Annotated in this window: 17 protein-coding genes; 11 read left to right on the top strand and 6 right to left on the bottom strand. The window is 43.2% G+C overall.

Features of this window, described 5'->3' with window-relative positions; translation table 11 throughout:
- Positions 1–86: 86 nt before the first annotated feature.
- The 5 genes from Xind_RS01080 to pspA all read right to left on the bottom strand — a co-directional run bounded on the left by Xind_RS01080 (position 87) and on the right by pspA (position 4,127).
- The gene (locus Xind_RS01080) at positions 87–1,190 is read right to left on the bottom strand and encodes a YcjF family protein (protein WP_187649285.1); all 1,104 of its coding nucleotides are present in this window, start codon (positions 1,188–1,190) and stop codon (positions 87–89) included.
- Positions 1,187–2,584, bottom strand: a complete 1,398-nt coding sequence (locus Xind_RS01085; protein ID WP_047682474.1) for a YcjX family GTP-binding protein — start codon at positions 2,582–2,584, stop codon at positions 1,187–1,189. The genes Xind_RS01080 and Xind_RS01085 overlap by 4 nt, the downstream gene beginning before the upstream one ends.
- A gap of 246 nt (positions 2,585–2,830) precedes the next feature.
- The gene (gene pspC, locus Xind_RS01090; RefSeq protein ID WP_047682470.1) at positions 2,831–3,190 is read right to left on the bottom strand and encodes an envelope stress response membrane protein PspC; all 360 of its coding nucleotides are present in this window, start codon (positions 3,188–3,190) and stop codon (positions 2,831–2,833) included.
- A complete protein-coding gene (gene pspB / locus Xind_RS01095; protein ID WP_038270282.1) occupies positions 3,190–3,411 on the bottom strand; it encodes an envelope stress response membrane protein PspB in 222 nt (73 codons plus the stop codon). Before pspB ends, pspC begins: the two co-directional genes overlap by 1 nt.
- Positions 3,412–3,455: 44 nt before the next feature.
- Positions 3,456–4,127, bottom strand: coding sequence for a phage shock protein PspA (gene pspA / locus Xind_RS01100; protein WP_047682468.1), 672 nt, complete (start codon positions 4,125–4,127; stop codon positions 3,456–3,458).
- A gap of 225 nt (positions 4,128–4,352) precedes the next feature.
- Here pspA and pspF point away from each other — a divergent pair, with 225 nt between their 5' ends.
- The 7 genes from pspF (at position 4,353) to fabI (ending at position 12,075) form a co-directional block, all read left to right on the top strand.
- Positions 4,353–5,381: a phage shock protein operon transcriptional activator gene (gene pspF / locus Xind_RS01105; protein WP_187649286.1), complete on the top strand. Its 1,029-nt coding sequence runs from the start codon at positions 4,353–4,355 to the stop codon at positions 5,379–5,381.
- A gap of 327 nt (positions 5,382–5,708) precedes the next feature.
- Positions 5,709–7,469, top strand: a complete 1,761-nt coding sequence (sapA, locus tag Xind_RS01110) for an ABC transporter substrate-binding protein SapA (protein WP_187649287.1) — start codon at positions 5,709–5,711, stop codon at positions 7,467–7,469.
- Entirely contained in the window at positions 7,466–8,431 is a 966-nt protein-coding gene (gene sapB / locus Xind_RS01115) for a putrescine export ABC transporter permease SapB (protein ID WP_047682464.1), read from the top strand. Before sapA ends, sapB begins: the two co-directional genes overlap by 4 nt.
- Entirely contained in the window at positions 8,418–9,305 is an 888-nt protein-coding gene (sapC, locus tag Xind_RS01120) for a putrescine export ABC transporter permease SapC (protein WP_187649288.1), read from the top strand. The genes sapB and sapC overlap by 14 nt, the downstream gene beginning before the upstream one ends.
- Positions 9,305–10,297, top strand: a complete 993-nt coding sequence (gene sapD, locus Xind_RS01125; RefSeq protein ID WP_187649289.1) for a putrescine export ABC transporter ATP-binding protein SapD — start codon at positions 9,305–9,307, stop codon at positions 10,295–10,297. Before sapC ends, sapD begins: the two co-directional genes overlap by 1 nt.
- Positions 10,298–11,107, top strand: coding sequence for a putrescine export ABC transporter ATP-binding protein SapF (sapF, locus tag Xind_RS01130; RefSeq protein ID WP_047682458.1), 810 nt, complete (start codon positions 10,298–10,300; stop codon positions 11,105–11,107).
- Positions 11,108–11,286: 179 nt separating this feature from the next.
- Positions 11,287–12,075, top strand: a complete 789-nt coding sequence (gene fabI / locus Xind_RS01135) for an enoyl-ACP reductase FabI (protein ID WP_187649290.1) — start codon at positions 11,287–11,289, stop codon at positions 12,073–12,075.
- A gap of 165 nt (positions 12,076–12,240) precedes the next feature.
- On the opposite strand, the gene Xind_RS01140 is transcribed toward fabI, so the two are convergent.
- Complete coding sequence (locus Xind_RS01140) at positions 12,241–13,221, bottom strand: helix-turn-helix transcriptional regulator (protein ID WP_187649291.1); 981 nt, start codon at positions 13,219–13,221, stop codon at positions 12,241–12,243.
- A gap of 295 nt (positions 13,222–13,516) precedes the next feature.
- Between Xind_RS01140 and Xind_RS01145 the strand changes: the two genes are divergently transcribed.
- The 4 genes from Xind_RS01145 to Xind_RS01160 are packed head-to-tail and all read left to right on the top strand — an operon-like array spanning position 13,517 to position 20,330.
- Entirely contained in the window at positions 13,517–15,514 is a 1,998-nt protein-coding gene (locus Xind_RS01145) for a TonB-dependent receptor (protein ID WP_187649292.1), read from the top strand.
- Complete coding sequence (locus Xind_RS01150) at positions 15,511–16,758, top strand: MFS transporter (RefSeq protein WP_187649293.1); 1,248 nt, start codon at positions 15,511–15,513, stop codon at positions 16,756–16,758. The genes Xind_RS01145 and Xind_RS01150 overlap by 4 nt, the downstream gene beginning before the upstream one ends.
- Positions 16,748–18,562 carry an ABC transporter ATP-binding protein gene (locus Xind_RS01155; RefSeq protein ID WP_187649294.1) on the top strand — a complete coding sequence of 605 codons (1,815 nt, stop codon included), beginning with the start codon at positions 16,748–16,750 and terminating at the stop codon, positions 18,560–18,562. The genes Xind_RS01150 and Xind_RS01155 overlap by 11 nt, the downstream gene beginning before the upstream one ends.
- Complete coding sequence (locus Xind_RS01160; RefSeq protein WP_187649295.1) at positions 18,549–20,330, top strand: ABC transporter ATP-binding protein; 1,782 nt, start codon at positions 18,549–18,551, stop codon at positions 20,328–20,330. The genes Xind_RS01155 and Xind_RS01160 overlap by 14 nt, the downstream gene beginning before the upstream one ends.
- The last annotated feature ends 42 nt before the right edge of the window (positions 20,331–20,372 follow it).

The following is a 20,372-nucleotide window of genomic DNA, read 5'->3' on the forward strand; positions in this document are numbered from 1 at the left end:
AGCCCCTTGTCAGCTAAAGTTGACAATAAAGCAAAGTGTCAAATTAAAGTGACAGTCGCTTCTAGTTGGTGATGGTTTCTAACTGGTTACAGTCCTGTTTTTTTAACTTCACTCTTGGACTTAGCCGCCAACGTACTTTTAATCTGGTTAATCAGCTGATAACGGAAATCTCCCAATTTGGGTTTATCGTCATCAATCCAGGGTAAAGGACGGCATAGCTCCATTGCCTTAATTCCCAGACGAGCTGTAAGTAACCCCGCACCAATACCCTGCGCAGCACGGGCTGAAAGCCGGGCAGCAATATCCTGCGATAACCAATCCATTCCCACTTCTCTGACCAAATCTGACGCACCTGCAAAGGCAATATTCAGCAATACCAGCCGAAATAAACGAATACGGCTGAAATACCCCAATTCAATTCCATATATTGCCGCAATCCGGTTAATAAGACGAATATTTCGCCATGCAATGAAGGCCATATCCACCACAGCAAGTGGACTGACAGCGATCATCAGTGCAGATTCTGCTGCTGAACGACGGATCTCTTTTTTGGCCTGTTCATCCAGAACAGGTTGAACCAGCTTACTGTATAACATGACTATCTCACGATCATTGTGAGTTTCATGCACAGCCGCCTGCCAACGTTGTAAAGCAGGATGTTGTTGCCCTATACCTGCCTGTTCTGCCAGTTTTTCACAAAATTGTCGCCCTTTGCTAATGCCATGACTTTTTAACAATGTCTTGGCGATATCACGTTCTTCTGTCCGCTGGCGTAAACGGTAAAGACGACGCCATTCACTGATTACTCCCCCTATTCCCGCAAAGATAATCAAACTACCTGCGGCAGCTATACCCAATGCAATCCAATCCTGTTGTTGCCATGACTGATATATCCATTGAATAAACTGAGCGATAACACTGACACCCAATAACAGTACTGCGCCAGAAAAAATTTTTCTCCACAAGCTATGCTTAGGCTTCAATGCTGCATTCACTGCTCCTTCAAATTCACTTTCCTGCTCTTCAGCGTTCAATTCAGACATAACCGGATAGAACTCGTTCCCCCGCTCATTGAATTCTTTTTGGGATTTCAGCGAAGGTTCTGATGATGTTGATAAAAGATCATCAAAATCCATTCTTGGTTTTAAGGAGCCAGATCCCTTTGGTTCCGTCTTCAAAGAGTCCGTCATGTCAGCTTGTCTCCTAATAAAAATTCCATCGCACTGTCCATGCGGATATGAGGTAACGGCTCATCAATATTAACTTGTCTTGGCCGGAATGATTCAAAATTGAAACCCTGCTTTTGCCAAAAAGCATTGTCAGGCAAACGTTGTGGCACTTCTCCCGGAAAAAATGTCAATAACTTGTCATCTGACAAACGGTTTCCCTTGATAGCCGGGATCTTTTCTCCCTCATGCACCACAATGCCACTTTCGGTTGCCTGAACTGACGCAAGGCCGACACAGTCCATACTGATCCCTTCAAATGCAGCATTCTGCCATGCTTCCTGTACAAGTTGCTGGAGAAGGGAAACAAGATTGGCATGTTGATCCGCTGTGACATGATCGGCTTTGCTCGCTGCAAACATTAACTTGTCAATGCAAGGCGAAAATAAACGGCGAAATAGCGTCCGCTTGCCATAATGAAAACTCTGCATTAGCTGTGTCAGCGCCAGACGCATATCGTTAAAAGCGTGGGGGCCACTGTTTAATGGCTGCAAGCAGTCAACCAAAACAATTTGCCTATCAAAACGAAGAAAGTGTTCTTTATAAAAATCTTTTACGATGTGATTGCAGTAATACGTAAACCGTTCACGCAGCATACCAATATTGGTATTTTTATCCGCCTTAAGTAGTTGAGGTTCTCCGATTCGATCAATATCCGGCCAGGGAAAAAATTGCAGCGCTGGTGCTCCCGTCAAATCTCCCGGTAAGATAAAACGCCCCGGCTGAATGAAATGTAGCCCCTCTGTTTTACACTGGTGTAAATAATCCGTATAAGCCTGTGCAATTCTGGCCAACAGATTTTCATCGGCAGGTGCCAGTGGGTCACACTGTTTACATAATGCCAACCACGGTTCAGCCCAGTTTAACCTTTCACCTTTCAACAATCCGTTCATCTGCCATGACCATGCCAAATAACTCTGTTCCAGCATAGGTAAATCCAATAACCACTCTCCCGGATAATCGACAATTTCCAGATAAAGGGTGGAGGTCTCTTTGAGATAACGAAATAGAGAATCTTCTGGACGATAACGCAGGGCAAGGCGGATTTCACTCACTCCCCGCGTCGGAACTGGCCAATAAGGCGGTGTATTATGCAATGCAGCCATGTTTTCATCATAGGTGAAACGGGGAACACCAAAATCCCGCTGCGGTACTCGTTTTACACCTAACAAACGGCCATCACGCACAGTTGAAAACAGCGGTAATCTGGCACCACTGTGAACATGCAGAAGCTGATTGACCAAAGAAGTAATAAATGCGGTTTTTCCACTACGGCTTAATCCTGTTACTGCCAGCCGTAAATGGCGATCGATTCCACGATTAACAAGTGCCGTCAGTTCATTTTGCAATCGTTTCATGTTTCTCCTGAATTGGACACCATGACATTATGTATGCTTTATGCCTGCCATATTTCAATAAAGATATTTCCAATGTCGTCCATTTTTATCATAACTTGTTTATTATGGCTTGGATTTTCCGAATAGGTGAGTTCCCTCACCCAACCAATGGGTGAGAGATAATGGGCGAGAGATTGCAACCGCAGTAACCTTATAAGCTCCTGCCAATAATTCAAGTTGCCTCCCTGAAAATCTATCCAGCCTCGCTTAAAGCTGGCGAAATCGGCTGCGCACATTATAAGTATCAGAAGTCACATAACGTTCCATTTGGCGCAAACGCTCTTCCCCTGCCCGCAATTGGTAGTCAACTTCATCCAGCATTTTTCGGGTTGATGGTGCTCTGTTTTCCTCTGCCTGATATCCCGTAGGTGCGGGATCTAACACAAAGGTCAAGATAATGTAAGCCAATACTGTTATACCAAGTAATCCAAAGAATAGTGACAATATTGTTATAGTACGGATAAGCGCAACCGGGATACCAAAATAGTGCGCTAACCCAGCACACACGCCTTTAATCACTCCCTGTTCTGGCAAACGGTAAAGTTTTCCACGGTAAGAATTGGACATTATGACTGTCTCCAGTTTGGATGTTCTGCATCAAGAATATCTTCCAGCGTTTTGATCCGCTCCTGCATACGCCGGGCGTTTTCTGCCAGTTGCTCCAAACGTTGAATTTCATTGTTCTCTAATTTACCGCGATTCTGGTGACTGTAATGCAACCATAACCAGATGGGTAATACAAAGAGCACAAACAGGATCAGCGGGATCCCCAGAAATATATAGGCCATTACCTTTCCTTAGTTATCAATGAGAGTGCGAATAACATTTGCTATCACTGTGAATCTTTAGCACTCATTCTAGCCTTGAGTGCAGCAAGTTGTGCACTGATTTCATCATCCGCTTTCAATTCTGCAAACTGCTGTTCCAGCGATTGCTTTTTCCCCAAACCAACAGCTTCCGCTTCTGCTTCCATGTGGTCAATTCTGCGCTCAAACTGCTCGAAACGTGCCATAGCTTCATCAATTTTACCGCTGTCTAACTGACGACGTACTTCACGGGAAGAGGCCGCCGCCTGATGACGTAAAGTCAAAGACTGCTGTCTTGCCCTCGCTTCTATCAATTTGTTTTCCAGTTCAGCAACTTCTCCTTTGATACGATCAAATGTTTCATCCAAAATAGACAGTTCATTTTTCAGCGTTTCAACCAATTGGCTGACTTTTTGTTTTTCAATCAAGGCAGCACGGGCCAGATCTTCTTTGTCTTTACTCAATGCCAATACGGCTTTTTCCTGCCAACCTTCAATTTGACTTTCTCCGGCGCTGATACGGCGCAGAAGCTGCTTTTTCTCAGCCAATGTACGGGCAGATGTTGAACGTATCTCCACCAGCGTATCTTCCATTTCCTGAATCATCAAGCGGATCATTTTTTGTGGATCTTCTGCTTTATCCAACAGGGAAGAGATATTAGCGTTAACGATATCAGCAAAACGAGAAAAAATACCCATAGTCATAAACCTCTTTCATTAGAATGTATGTTATGCCTGTGTACTGTTAAGTAAGATACAGAGTAAGGCATTCAGTTAAATACAAAATATGTGCCAACTTTTATTTATAAATTATCCTATTGAAATATATCGTTTAATTTCCGTTTGATTTTTTCTTACAATATTTTTTCGTAGTTAAATCAACCAATAATTGGCGAAAAATACCATCCATTAGTGGAAAAAATTATGAATCAGTTCACTGATAACCTATTAGGGGAAGCAAACAATTTTATTGAGATCTTGGAGCAAGTCTCTGAATTGGCAAAATTAAATAAACCTGTTTTGGTTTTGGGAGAACGGGGAACAGGTAAAGAGCTGATTGCCCGCCGTTTGCACTATCTTTCTCCCAGGTGGCAAGGCCCATTTATTTCACTGAACTGTGCTGCCCTCAGCGAGAATTTGCTGGATTCAGAGCTTTTTGGTCACGAAGCGGGGGCTTTTACCGGTGCCCGTTCGAAGCATCTGGGGCGTTTTGAACGAGCCGATGGCGGAACACTGTTTCTTGACGAACTTGCTACTGCTCCAATGCAAGTACAAGAAAAGCTATTAAGGGTTATTGAATATGGATATTTTGAACGTGTGGGAGGCAGTCAAGCTTTACAAGTTGATGTCCGGCTGATTTGTGCCACCAATGAAGATTTACCTGCTATGGCAGATCATGGAAAATTCAGAGCTGACCTGCTCGATAGGCTGGCATTTGATGTTATCAACATCCCTCCATTACGCCAAAGACATCAAGATATTATGTTACTGGCACAACACTTTGCCATTCAAATGTGTCAGGAATTAAACCTTCCTTTCTTTCCGGGATTTACCGAGCAAGCCAAACAGCAGTTACTCGATTATCATTGGCCCGGCAATGTTCGTGAATTGAAAAATGTCATAGAGCGCTCTATCTACCGTCATGGAGATAACCAAAATGAATTAGCTACTGTTATTATCAATCCTTTTTCAACATCACCAATATTGTCATCTGCTGCACAAACGGTGTCAGAGAAAACCTCTGGCCATAACACCGCCAGTGACTATTTTCTTCCTGATTTACCTCTCGATTTAAGACAATGGCAAAACGATTGTGAAAAGCGACTGATTATACGAGCAATAACAGAAAGCCAATACAGCCAGAAAAAAGCGGCTGAAAAACTCAACCTGACGTACCATCAATTACGTGGATTAATCAAAAAACATCACATCAATATTCATGTCATGGATTAAAAATTATGGGTTATTGATAGGTTAGTTATGGGCTAAAAAAAGAAAAAATGCAGAAGGTTACACAGATAAAAAAATAGCCAGCACCCGAGCTGGCTAATAATAAAAATACTGGAAGCAATGTGAGCAATGTCATGCATATTGAGACAACAGACTGGGGTCACGAAACACATCTCAACAGCACGATGCGAATGATAATGCTTATCAATAGTGATTGTAAAGTCTTTTATTGAGAATTTTTCTCACTATAGTGATCCACCCGTTGTTTTTGAGCAAGAAGGGTTAGTTAAGTTACAATAGCCAGACTTTTTTCTATAACTGATGTCTTATATGCGCTATTTGATCTACTGGATCATATTATTGTTTTCAGCATCCACTCTGGCTGCTGAGACAGCTATTCCAGAAACGACTAAAGCTACTGTCAAAGTGGCTCATGGACATATATCAGAAGGTATATCTTATGTTCCGGCTACTCTGCGGCAGAATGGCTTTATTTATTGCGTCAATGGTAACCTGAATACTTTTAACCCCCAAATGGCTATTAGCGGTCTGACTGTAGATACTCTGGCCGCCCAGATTTATGATCGTCTGCTGGGGGTAGACCCTCTAACTTATCGTTTAATGCCAGAATTAGCTTCTCGCTGGGAAGTAAAGGATAACGGCGCAACATACCGTTTTTACTTGCGTCATAACGTTGCTTTTCAATCAACCGCTTGGTTTACGCCGACCCGTACGATGAACGCTGATGATGTTATCTTCAGCTTCCGCCGTTTATTCGACAAAACGCACTATTATCATTATGTCAATGGCGGGCATTACCCCTATTTTGATAGCTTACAGTTTGGCGATTCCGTTCAGGATATCCGAAAAATCGATAAATATACTGTCGAGTTCCGCCTGAATGCTCCTGATGCTTCTTTTCTCTGGCATTTAGCCACTCATTATTCTCCTATATTATCTGCCGAATACGGGCAGAAACTGCATCACATAAACAGGGAGGAACAAATTGACTGGCAACCCGTCGGGACAGGGCCATTCATGCTGGAAGATTATCAGATGGGACAATATATCCGTCTTGTCCGGCATGATAACTATTGGAAAGGTAAGCCATTGATGGAACAATTCGTTGTAGATACCGGAGCGGGTGGTACAGGCAGGATATCCAAATTACTCACTGGTGAATGTGACGTATTGGCCTACCCAACGGCTAACCAATGGAGCTTACTCCATAGTGATCAGAACCTGCGCCTGACTTTACGTCCAGGGATGAACATTGCCTATCTTGCATTCAATACCAGTAAACCGCCATTAGATAAACTGGAAGTGCGTCAGGCCATTGCGTATGCCATCAATAATCAAAGGTTGATGCAAGCTATCTATTATGGCACGGCTGAAACTGCCGCATCTATTTTACCAAGAGCATCGTGGGCTTATGATAATCGTGCTGAAATCACCGAATATAATCCGGCAGAAGCCCGCAAGATACTCCATAAATTGGGTTTAAATGGGCTGGAACTGACATTGTGGGTGCCAATCACTTCACAGTCTTATAACCCAAGCCCTTTGAAAATGGCAGAGTTGATTCAGGCAGATTTGGCGCATGTCGGTATTAACATGTCTATCCGCTCTGTTGAAGGCCGTTTTCAGGAAAACCAATTAATGGACAAAACCCATGATATGACGTTAGCGGGTTGGTCTACTGACAGTAACGATCCTGATAGTTTTTTCCGCCCGCTTCTCAGTTGTGCAGCTATCGCATCTCAAACAAATTTGAGCCGTTGGTGTGATCCGACGTTTGATAAGGCAATCCACCAGGCACTGTTAGATCAGCAACTCGCGTCACGTATCAAAAGTTATCATATAGCACAACAAATCCTTGCTCAACAATTACCTGTATTACCACTAGCGTATCCAATGAGATCGCAGATATTTCGCTATGACATTAAAGGATTAGTTCTGAGTCCTTTTGGCAATAGCTCTTTTGCCGGAGTTTACCGAGAGCAGGAACGCTATATATCTACAGGACAGATATCTACTGAGCATATATCCACTGAACTTACGCCTGCTAAAAACGAAAAGGAAAGCAAATGATTATTTATATTCTGCGTCGTTTGCTATTGCTGGTTGTGACGTTATTTTTTCTCTCATTAATCAGCTTTAGTCTGATGTATTTTACTCCTCATGGACCTTTGAGCGGTGCATCACTGATTGATGCCTATCTGTTCTATTTTCACGGCTTGCTACAGTGGGATTTTGGTATTTCCAGCATTAATGGTGAGAGAATTGTTGAACAACTGTACGATGTATTCCCGGCAACCCTTGAACTTTGCCTGCTTTCGTTCACTCTGGCGTTATTAATGGGTATCCCTTTAGGGATTATTGCTGGTGTATGGCGAAATAAAAAGGCAGATAAAATTATCAGCACGCTTGCACTGTTTGGTTTTTCTATTCCTGGGTTCTGGCTGGCTTTGCTACTCACTCTCTTATTTTCACTGCACTTAGGTTGGTTACCAGTATCAGGAAGGATTGATTTACTGTACCGAATGGAACCCGTAACAGGTTCCGCACTGATTGATGCCTGGTTATCAGAAAGCCCTCATCGTAATGACATGATTATGAATGTCATCCTGCATATGATCTTACCTGTTATCACGCTGTCAGTTGCGCCGATGACTGATGTTATTCGCCTGATGCGTAATAGTGCGGAAGAGGTTTCAGCATCCAACTATATAAGATCTGCTTCCATTCGTGGCTTATCGAGACTGACGATTATCCGTCGTCATTTACTGCATAATGCCCTGCCCCCCATTATCCCTAAACTAGGATTACAATTCTCAACCATGCTCACATTAGCTATGGTCACGGAACAAGTCTTCAATTGGCCGGGATTGGGGCGTTGGCTTATCAGTGCCATTCGTCAGCAGGACTATTCGACTATCTCTGCGGGTGTGATGGTGATAGGCACTTTAGTTATTTCAGTTAACGTGCTGACAAATATTATTGGCGCGATGGCTAATCCCTTAAAACATAAGGAATGGTATGCCCTTAGATAATTTTTACCGTGAAAAGAAAACGCCTTCGCCCCTAAAAGTTATCTGGCGTTTTTTCTATGCTGACGCACTGGCAATGACGGGTTTTTATGGCGTACTGATTTTGATTGTCTTAAGTCTTTTCGGTAGCCATATTGCTCCATATCAGCTTGATCAGCAACTTATCGACCAGCTAATGCCCCCTTCATGGTCACATTACGGTAATGTTGCCTTTTTTCTTGGCACAGATGATCTTGGGCGGGATATTTTCAGCCGATTATTGATTGGCACTTCTTCTACTTTTGGTGCGGCGCTGATTGTGACTACGGCAGCAGCCATTGTCGGATTATTTATCGGCAGCCTTGCTGGCATTACACATGGGTTGAAATCTGCAATTCTGAACCACATTCTTGACACCTTACTTTCTATTCCCTCACTGTTATTGGCTATCATTGTGGTTGCTTTTGTGGGAGCCAGTTTGCAACATGCGATGATTGCTATCTGGCTGGCCTTATTACCAAGGATCGTACGAACCGTTTACACCGCTGTACACGACGAGTTGGATAAAGAATATACTATTTCTGCCCGTTTGGATGGCGCTTCAAATTATCATATTCTACGTTATGCCATTTTTCCGAATATTACTGCTGTGATAGTCAGTGAATTAACGCGTACTTTCTCTATTGCCATCCTTGATATTGCAGCCTTAGGTTTTCTCAATCTTGGTGCACAATTGCCATCACCTGAATGGGGAGCTATGCTCGGAGGATCGCTGGAATTAATCTACACTGCCCCCTGGACAGTGATGTTGCCGGGTGCGGCGATTATGCTCAGCGTCCTGCTGGTTAACTTACTTGGTGATGGCTTGCACCGCGCTATTAATGCAGGAGTCGAATAATGCCGTTACTCGATATCCGTAATCTTACAATTGAATTCATGACGGCAGAAGGCCCTGTCAAAGCCGTTGACAGGATGAGTATTTCGTTAACCGAAGGTGAAATACTTGGACTGGCTGGTGAATCAGGTTCTGGTAAAAGCTTAATCGCCAAAGCTATCTGTGGTGTCACAAAAGATAACCTTACAGTTACCGCAGATCGTTTCCGCTTTAATGATATTGATTTATTGCGCCTGACACCAAAACAGCGTCGTAAAGTTATTGGTCACAATATTTCAATGATATTTCAAGAACCCCAATCATGCCTCGATCCATCGGAAGGTATTGGTAAACAACTTATTCAATCTATTCCCGGCTGGACATTTAAAGGTCGCTGGTGGCAACGATTCAACTGGAAAAAACGCCGTGCTATTGAATTGCTCCATCGGGTGGGTATCAAAGATCATCATGACATTATGAACTCTTATCCCTATGAGTTAACCGATGGAGAATGTCAAAAAGTGATGATTGCCATTGCACTTGCCAATCAACCAAGATTGCTGATTGCCGATGAACCAACCAATGCAATGGAACCAACAACGCAGGCCCAAATATTCCGTTTACTATCGAGCCTGAATCAAAACAACAACATGACGATTTTGTTAATTAGCCATGATCTGCAAATGATGAGTAAATTGGTAAAACGCATCAACGTGTTATATTGTGGTCAAACGGTGGAAAGTACTACACCTGATGAGTTGCTGGTCACTCCTCGCCATCCTTATACACAGGCATTGATCCGTTCGATTCCTGACTTCGGTAGCCCGCTACCCCATAAAAGTCGCCTGAACACCCTACCCGGTGTGATTCCATCATTGGAGCATTTGCCGATTGGATGCCGTCTTGGGCCTCGTTGTCCTTATGCCCAAAAGACCTGTATTGAAACGCCACGATTGCGGGGAATCAAAAGTCATACTTTTGCCTGTCATTTCCCCCTAAACATGGAGGAACAATAAGTGGTCGAGACATTATTGGAAGTTAAAAACCTGACGAAAACATTCCGCTATCGTACCGGATTTTTCCGTCGCCATTATCTTGATGCCGTAAAGCCCGTAAGTTTTACTTTGCAGCCCAGAAAAACACTGGCGATTATCGGGGAAAATGGCTCAGGCAAATCTACGCTGGCCAGAATGCTGTCAGGGGTTATCGAACCTACATCAGGTGAAATCTTGATTAAAAACCATAAACTGATTTATGGGGACTATAGTTACCGCAGCCAGCTCATCCGTATGATTTTTCAAGATCCCAGTACGTCATTAAATCCCCGTCAACGGATTGGTCAAATTCTGGATATGCCTTTGATCCTGAATACAAAACTTTCTCCTTCTGAGCGGGAAAAACGCATCAATCAGACATTACGCCAAGTCGGACTGCTGCCCGATCATGCCAATTATTACCCACATATGCTGGCTTCAGGTCAGAAGCAGCGTGTAGCACTAGCACGGGCACTAATATTACAACCTCAAATTATTGTTGCTGATGAAGCATTGGCTTCTCTTGATATGTCTATGCGTTCCCAGATTATTAATCTGATGCTGGAATTACAGGAGAAACATGGTATTGCCTATATATATGTTACCCAACACCTCGGTATGATGAAACATATCAGTGATCAGGTATTGGTCATGCATCAGGGGGAGGTCGTCGAGCGCGGTAATACAGCCGAAGTGCTGGCCTCTCCATTACATGATATTACACGCAAGCTGATAGCCAGCCATTTTGGCGAACCGCTGTCCGCCGAAGCATGGAGACAAGATATCACTTGATTTTATTGGGTAGATTTCATCACTGATCGGAACAGCAGTGGAAACTCACCACATTTTTTTCCAGCGTGGTAGAATCATACCCGTTTATTAACAATGAATACCCTAGTTATAGTGAGTATATTATTATTCTATAATATTAACTTTGGTATTTTGAACACTAAGAACAATAAGGAACTGCTATGGGTTTCATGACCGGCAAGCGCATTCTAATCACTGGCGTCGCCAGTAAACTGTCTATTGCCTATGGAATTGCTAAGGCAATGCACGATCAAGGTGCTGAACTGGCTTTTACCTACCAAAATGACAAATTGAAACCTCGTGTCGAAGAATTCGCTGCTTCATTGAATTCGAATATCGTTCTGCCATGCGACGTGGCTAAAGATGAAAGTATCGACACATTGTTCGCTGAACTAGGTAAAGTATGGTCTAAATTCGACGGTTTTGTTCACTCTATCGGCTATGCACCTGCTGAACAACTTGACGGTGATTATGTCAATGCCGTCAATCGCGAAGGCTTCAAAATTGCACATGATATCAGTGCATACAGCTTTGTTGCGTTGGCAAAAGCCTGTCGCAGCATGCTGAACCCTGACTCGGCCCTGCTTACCTTAAGCTATTTAGGTGCAGAGCGTGCAATCCCTAACTACAACGTTATGGGATTAGCAAAAGCATCTCTGGAAGCAAACGTACGTTACATGGCAAACGCTATGGGTGCTGAAGGTGTTCGTGTTAATGGTATTTCCGCAGGCCCAATCCGCACTCTGGCCGCGTCTGGTATCAAAGACTTCCGTAAGATGCTGGCACACTGTGAATCTGTCACGCCTATCCGTCGTACCGTTACCACAGAAGACGTGGGTAATGCTGCTGCATTCTTGTGCTCTAATCTGGCTGGCGGTATTACTGGTGAGATCCTGCATGTTGATGGTGGGTTTAGCATCGCAGCCATGAATGAACTGGAATTGAAATAATTTCGGTAATTTGTTGATATAAAGAAATAAGTTCAGAGGGGGTATTATCTCTGAACTTATCTCTTCTTTCCTATTACTACAGCCGCAAGGAGAAATATTCTATTATAGTTTCCGTATGAGGGTACTATAATATCAATCAACAAATTGTTGTCATGATCAACCCTTCTATTGACTTCCTGCTGCAATATATTCTGTCATTATTGTATGATTCACAGCATATTTTGTCTGCCATGCTTTCGGATTGATCAAATAATGTTGCCGGAAACGTTTAGAAAAATGGCTTGGACTGGAATAACCTACCGCTGTAGCAACTTCAATAACACTCATCCCTTTTTTCAATAAATCTTCTGCTGTGGTCATACGAACATTTTCCAGATATTGATGGAAGGTACGAAAAACAACCGCTCGGAACCCCTCTTTTAATTTCCGCTCATTCAAACCTACTGCTCTTGATAATGATTTTATTGTCCAGGGATAATGATAATCGCTATTAATTATTTTTATTGCATTGTAAACAGCACGACGCTGTAAGTTGTTAATTGCATTATATTGGCAATCATAAACTTGAGCCGTCACACACGCGAGAATTTCTAACGCTTTTGCCTTTAAATAAACCTTGCGGACGTTACCATTTAATTGACATTCTTCTATTTGATTGACTATCTGCATAAATGGCGGATGAATAGGACCAGCCATCATTAATACGTTACTATAACTAACATTTTTTTCAAAACTAGTGGCTAATTTGGTAAAAGATGGCAATTCCTGAGATTCAATTTCGTTCAGAGAAAAACGAATGTCGAGAATATGCCATTTTCCACTACCAAAGAAATTCATACCTCGTGTTTTTTTAGGTGAATAGAAAAATATCATTGTTCCCGGATTAATATCTAAAATATCCCCGTTTTCAATCGCCATTTTTCCCTTCCCACTTAGAATAAAAGCAATTGATACCGTTGGCGGTCCTTCACAATATTCTGTTAAATCTTTGTTAAGGTCGAGACGAATACGGTTTATATGAATTCCGTCAGATAATTCCTCCGTGAGTAATGGAGGATTTATATTATTTTCCACCATCGGTGGATGTGTGTAATTGCAATGACCAGCAGTGAAAATGCACAATTTCTCGCTATAAATCGTCTTCATGAGATCCCCTGTAAAATTAGCATCAGATTCCATTTCAAAAGCTATTTCCACAATAAAAACAGTATATTGTGCGTGCTAAATTCATTATACTTTTATTTTATATATACACATAATGTAAATATCACGCAATTTATCATTAATGATAATTATTATCAATAGTACTTATCGCGCTACTTTTGTCCCTATCCCGTTAGCCCTATTTCTCTACTCCCGTTAGTCTCCCTGATAAACTTTTTCGTTTTACCATACCTGATTTTTGTAAAACATGATTTGAAAGGGCATAACGAGTACTTATATGAAAAAAAAATATGCTAAAGCGTCTGTCTTATGTTGCTTAATTACACCCGTAGCCTGGGCGGAACATGCTTCTGAAGCGAAAAAAGATATTTTGATCGTGACGGCTAACAAACAGAAAGAAGCATTAAATAAAATTAATGGCAGCATTTTGGTTAAAACTGGCGAAGAACTTGAGCAAGCGGGAATTACCCAAGTGCAGGATCTTGAACGTGCTTTCCCTGGTTTACAAATTCGATCTCGCGGTAACCGAACCTATTCGGCAACAACAATTCGGGGTATCAGTTCACCTGATTATTATTCACCTTCTGTTCGAATTTATGTTGATGGTGTGCCGCAGGATCACCAATTCCTAACTCAAGAATTAATTAATGTAGAACGCGTAGAATTATTACGTGGACCTCAAGGCACTTTATACGGAGGAAACGCCCAAGCGGGAGTTATCAATATTGTTACCCGTTCCCCTAAAGAAGGCCCCTGGCTTAACTTGTCTGGTCATTATTCTAAATTGAAGCAAGGTGGTTCATTCAGCGGATCAACGCCCCTTATCGAAGGCATTCTTTATGGCAGTACGAGCCTACGCTGGGTAAAAGAACCAGGGCAAATTGATGCACCAAATCGTAAAAGCATTGACTCCAGTAAAACTTGGTTAGGTAAAGGCCAACTGACATTCGCACCAGATGATTCACCTTTCAGTGCTGAACTTAGCTTTGCTCACGAAGATCTCAATTCACATGAAGAGCTTTATTTAACCGACGAGCAATTCTGCCGGAAAGAGTACAATGACCCTATTCCTGATTTAAAACGGCGAGTCAACAGTTATGCACTGAAGGCTGAATATGATTTCGGTAACAGTACATTAACCAGTGTCACTTCCTATCAGGATCGCGATATTTTCCGTAATTTCATCGGAGGGAAATGGAAAGAGAAACACCATGCCACCATCCAAGAATTGCGTTTAAATTCCAGCTATTCAAATGGAATAACCAGTGTTCTTGGCGGTTGGTTCTCAGATGAAAGTAGTAAACATCTGGTTGGTGCTTATCCTGGCTACTATAGCGATTCCCTAAACACAATTAAGACAAAATCACTGGCGCTGTTTAGTGAGGTTAAATTACCGCTGGCTTCTCAATGGGATCTGACCCTTGGCGGGCGTTTATCACATGAAAAATCGCAGATAACCTATTCAGGTCGTTCTGGCACGATGACAATCGACGCTTTTGATAATCAAGTTTCCAACAATGAATTTACACCTAAAGCGGCTTTGGGCTGGCAATTTACACCTGATACCCGTTTCTATGTTTCTGCCACTAAAGGTTATAAACCCGGCGGCTTCAATAACATTATTTCCTCTGCCGAGGATAGAAAACCTTACGATACCGAAATTTCAGACAATTATGAATTCGGCTGGAATAGCGCATTCTTTGATGATGCCGTGACATTAAACAGCGCGATTTATTATATCTATTCAAAAGACAAACAGATTTATGTTGGGCCCATTGGCATGCAATCTATTCGCAATGCCGGAAAAGCAGAAAGTAAAGGTATTGAACTGAGTAGCCAAATCAAGCCAATGCAGGGGCTCAGATTTTCTCTTGGTGGTAGCGTTGGTAAATCAAATTTCACTCATGCAACCGATACAATAACTGGCGTAAGTTACAATGGCAAACGTCTGCCTTATGCTCCAGATGTCATGCTTAATGCAGGTATCGACTATCTGATTAAACAGACATTCTTGCCAGGAAATCTCTATGTCAATGCTGGTGCCCGTCACTATTCAAAAAGCTACTTTGATGAAGCGAATACCCTTGAACAAAGGGCATATACTCTCTATGACGCCTCATTAAGTTTAGAGATGGCTCATGGTGTCAATATTAAACTTTATGGCGAAAACCTGGGCAATAAAAAGTACCGTGTTTCTAGTTTCTCGAAAGGTCATACGCTCAGTATGATGAGTAAGGGCTTGAATGTTGGGCTGGATGTGAGCATTGCATTATGACGCACAATATTTCAAATTCCCGTCATGTCTCGTTACTGCTTCTGACTTTGGCTGGTGTTTACACCATCCAAAGTACCATTGGTATGTTAACGTTACAAAGCATGCCTGCATTTCTGCGCAGTCATGGTGTAACACCGGATAAAATAGGATTACTTTATCTGCTAATGTTACCTTGGGCATGCAAATTCCTTTGGGCACCAATTGTAGAGCGTTACCGTAAATCAGGTTCAGGGGATACCAATCCCCGCCGCATCATGCTCTGCGGTAATATTTTAATTTTTCTTCTTTTCAGCTTAATGTCATTGGCAAAACCTGCCGAACATATGCCGTTAATTATCGCGGTACTATTTCTGATAACATTTTGCCTGACTGTCGTAGATACCACCACAGATGGTCAAGCCATTGATCGATTATCACCACAGCATCGCCCCTGGTGCAATGTGATGCAGGTTGGCGGCGGTTACCTGGGAGCCATTATCGGTAGTGGCCTGTTCTTATATCTGACCTCACTGTATGGATGGCACATTGGTGCAGGCGTATTAGCCATGGTGATTCTCTTGATGTCACTGCCTATTTTGTTTATCCGAAAAACGCAGGGGAAGAGAGAATCAGATGTTTCAAAGGCTACCGTTCCTCCATCCCTCAAGGGTGCATTTCGCCGTACTCCGGTTAAACAGGCACTGATTTTAATCCTGTTATGTATGATTGGTACACGCTTGTCACTCAGTATGCTCTCCCCATTCTTGGTCGATCGTGGAGTCGATTTAACTCAACTGGGCATTATTGCCGCCAGCGGTGGTGCATTAGCCGGATTATCAGGTGTCCTGTTTGGCGGTGTTCTGGTACGTAAATTAGGCGCCATGCAAACGCTACTGAGCTTTATGCTGCTTGAATGTATGGTGCTGATGGGGATTTTCTGGCTTGCCCAACAACCAGAATCCTCCGTATCTTTGCTTTCAGCCGCATATGTCTTCATCACGTTAATCACTGCGGCCAAATTTGTTGCCTTATACACTCAGATGATGTCTCTGGCAGCAAGCACTCAATCTGGTGTGGATTTTGCTTTGATGCAATCGGCAGACATGGGCATTGCGATCATCTGTTCAGTGGTCGGTGGGCTGATTGTTACCAAAGCGGGCTATTCTTCCCTTTTCGCTCTCGCATCGCTCTTCACCCTCGCTGGCCTATTCTGGACATTACGCAAATGCCACGATTTCCAAAAGGAAAACACCTATGTTCAGTAACGACTCATCTGTCCAGAATTCGCCAGAGCAACGTGCCGCTGATGCCGGTGTTCTTAAAGCATTGTGGAATATGATGCGCCCATACCGTGCTCTGAGTTATGTAGCTATTGCACTTGCCATTGTTTCCGCTGGCCTGCAAATTTTGCCGGCGGCGGTTGCCGGGTTAATTACTCAATCCATCTATGACGGGCAATATGACGCACTCCTGAGTTACGGCGTCATATTATTAAGCTCTACTTTTGCCGCAATGCTGACTTTCAGCGCTTCAACGTTTGTTTCTCATTTAATCGCCGCCGACGTTCAGGCTGATGTTCGGCGTAAGATCAGTAATAAATTGAAGTCCGTTCCTCTGGGCTTCTTTATGCTAACTGACAGTACTGAAATCAAAAAGATGATGTTAGATGACGTCGAACAGCTCGAAGATGGGATTGCTCACATTATTCCAGAAATGTCAGCAACCTTGTTCGGCCCGCTGATCGCGTTGAGCGTCATGTTGACTATCGATTGGCGACTGGCATTGGCTGCATTCGCTCCAACTCTAGGCGCTTGTCTACTGTTCATCTATATTCAGATGAAAGTTCAAACCACAACTCAGCGCTTTTACGCAGCCCAAAATCGCATTGCATCAACGATGGGAGAGGTTATCAATGCAATCCCCGTGGTAAAAACTTATTCAAGCGGCAATATTGCGCTACAGCGTGCCGAAGAAGCATTTACCGCTCTGACACGTATTATTGATGTTTGGGTCGAAAAAGTGCAGGTCAAATCCAGCCGTTTTTTTGTCCTATCCAGTGCCAATTTACTGTTTGTACTCCCTTTGGCAATCTGGTTATTTAACCAACAAGAAATCTCGATATTTGAATTTACCTTCTTTATTCTGGCTGCCATGGCGTTCGGCAATATTGCTTCCTCCATGTTCGCTGTAATGACCCGCTTGCAACAACAAGAAGCATTAATCACACGTTATCACTGGTTAATAAACCAACCTGAACTAGCACCATGTTCTCAAAGCCATCCACCTGTTGATAACAGTGTGACTTTGCATAATGTCAGTTTCTCCTATCAAAATGGGCAGGACAATGCCTTAAATAACATCTCCTTTTCCGTACCAGCTGGAAGCTCAATGGCTCTGGTAGGCGCCAGTGGTTCTGGTAAATCCACAGTAGCCAGTTTGATTGCTCGTCTTTGGGATCCACAACAAGGCAAAATTACTGTTGGTGGTGTTGATGTTCGCAATATGGATGAACTCACCCTGCGCAATAACATCTCTTTTGTTTTCCAGCGGGTATTCCTGTTCAACGATACGGTAGCTAATAACATACGTTTGGCCCGTCCTAATGCTTCCCAGGCTGAGGTTGAAGCCGCAGCTATCGCAGCTCAAGCACACCAATTTATTCAACAGTTACCACAGGGTTACAACACAGTACTGAACAACGGTATCAGCTTGTCTGTGGGAGAAAAGCAGCGTATCGCCGTTGCCGCCGCTATCCTGAAAAATGCGCCAATTCTTGTCTTGGATGAAGCGACCGCCTATGCCGATCCAGAGTGTGAAAAAGAGATGCAACAAGCACTCAATGCACTATGTCATACACAAACAGGGCAGAATAAGACAGTAATTGTTATTGCCCATCGCCTGCCAACCATTCGCCATCTTGATCAAATCGTGGTTTTGGATAAAGGACAAATCATTGAACAAGGCACCCATGATGAATTGATCACACAGCAAGGTGCCTATGCCAAACAGTGGGCTGCTTGGCGGGGAGAAAATACCGGAACAGGAGTAAATTATCATGGGGTTATTTAATCGTCTCCAGCAACATCTGTCCCCGAAACTGCAACGGGTTTGGTTCATTGGCTTGTTATATAAACAGCTTGATACCATTGCAATCATTGCTCAACTTGCCATCGCAGCTTGGGCTATCACACATCTGGGGGATCGTCATCTGAAAGAAAGTGACACTGATATGCTGCCGCTTATCACTCTAGTGTTATCGATTATTTTACTGTTGTTGCGGTTCACGTTTATGTCCCGCGCACTGCGTAAACTCACCATTGCCGCTTATGGATTGGGTATCGAGATCCGGCGCGCTCTGTTACAACGGCTTGTGAATATGTCGGTCGCGACAGTTCGAGGTTTAAGTGCCGGAAAAATAGCGCTGACATTATCCGAAGATGTGCAATGGCAAGAAAATCAGTCAGCCTATACTACCCCACAAATTACCTGTCAGATTATGATGCTGGCGCTCATTTATCTGGCTTTATTTTGGTTCGATTGGGTTGTAGCTGGCAGTACGCTGTTGGTATTGATGGTTGGATTACTTATTCTGGTCGCGATCCGTCAAAAACTCAATGAAATCTTGCGACGACGGGCCGCTATGATGGCTGGCGTATCTGAAGCGATTGTAGAATATGCACAAGGTATGGCCTTTATCCGTGCAGCGGCGGTGACCACAACAGTAGAACAACGCTTTAACCAAGAAATTGAACAATTGCGTATTGCATTCCGCCGAGGAGTCTTCAAAAGCATACCACTATTGAGTCTGTTCTACATCGTCATTGATACCAGTGTAGTTATAGGGATACTGGCTGGAGCCCTGCGCTTCCACGCGCCGGAAACGCTCACCCTTTCCGAAATGCTCATCACAATCCTACTGCTGTTTGCCACGATAACCCCCTTGCGCGGGATTATTCCCCTGCTCAATGTAACTGCATTAACACAAGTGGGAGAAACACATATTGTCGAGATCGAAGCGGTTGCAACGCAAGTTTCTGGGCTATTAGCCGCTCCTGCTCAATATGATGTTGAAGTTAACAACATCTCATTTAGTTATCCGGGTACTAGTCAACCCGCTATCCAAAACGTTTCATTCCATGCACCACAAGGCAGTATGACCGCCATTGTGGGACCTAGCGGCAGCGGTAAATCTACGCTGGCTTATTTATTGCTCTCTTTCTATCAGCTAGACAAAGGTGAAATTCGTCTGGGTGGAAATCTCATCCATCATTACCAGACTCAGGCACTGTATGACACTGTCACAATGGTATTTCAGGAAACCGCACTATTTCAGGATACTGTCGCAAATAATCTCCGTTTAGGGGATCCAAATGCCACTCAGTTGGAATTGGAGCAAGCGGCTCGTCTTGCCAATATTCACGACACAATTATGGCTCTGCCACAAGGATACGACACCCTTTTAGGTGTAGATGGCGGTACATTATCCGGCGGTGAACGCCAGCGTCTTGCCATTGCTCGCGCTATCTTAAAACAGTCTCCTGTTTTATTCCTGGATGAAGCAACCGCTTCACTAGATCCTGAAAATGAGCGATTGATACAAAAAGCATTTTATTCTCTTACCGAGAATAAAACTGTCTTTGTTATCGCTCATCGGCTAAGCACGATAACTCGTGCTGATCAGATATTGGTCATGGATCATGGAGCCCTGTGTGATAGTGGAACCCATAACGAATTACTACAACGTTGTCCCCTTTATCAATCTCTCTGGAAAAATCATCTTGGTTCAGAAGAGCATTGGCATTTACAGCCAAAACATTTATCCGAGACATCCATCTAGAAATATTCATTCCAATAAATTGGAACTCCGTTTATTGATTTA

The organism is Xenorhabdus indica (assembly GCF_014467235.1).
Classification (GTDB): Bacteria; Pseudomonadota; Gammaproteobacteria; order Enterobacterales; family Enterobacteriaceae; genus Xenorhabdus; species Xenorhabdus indica.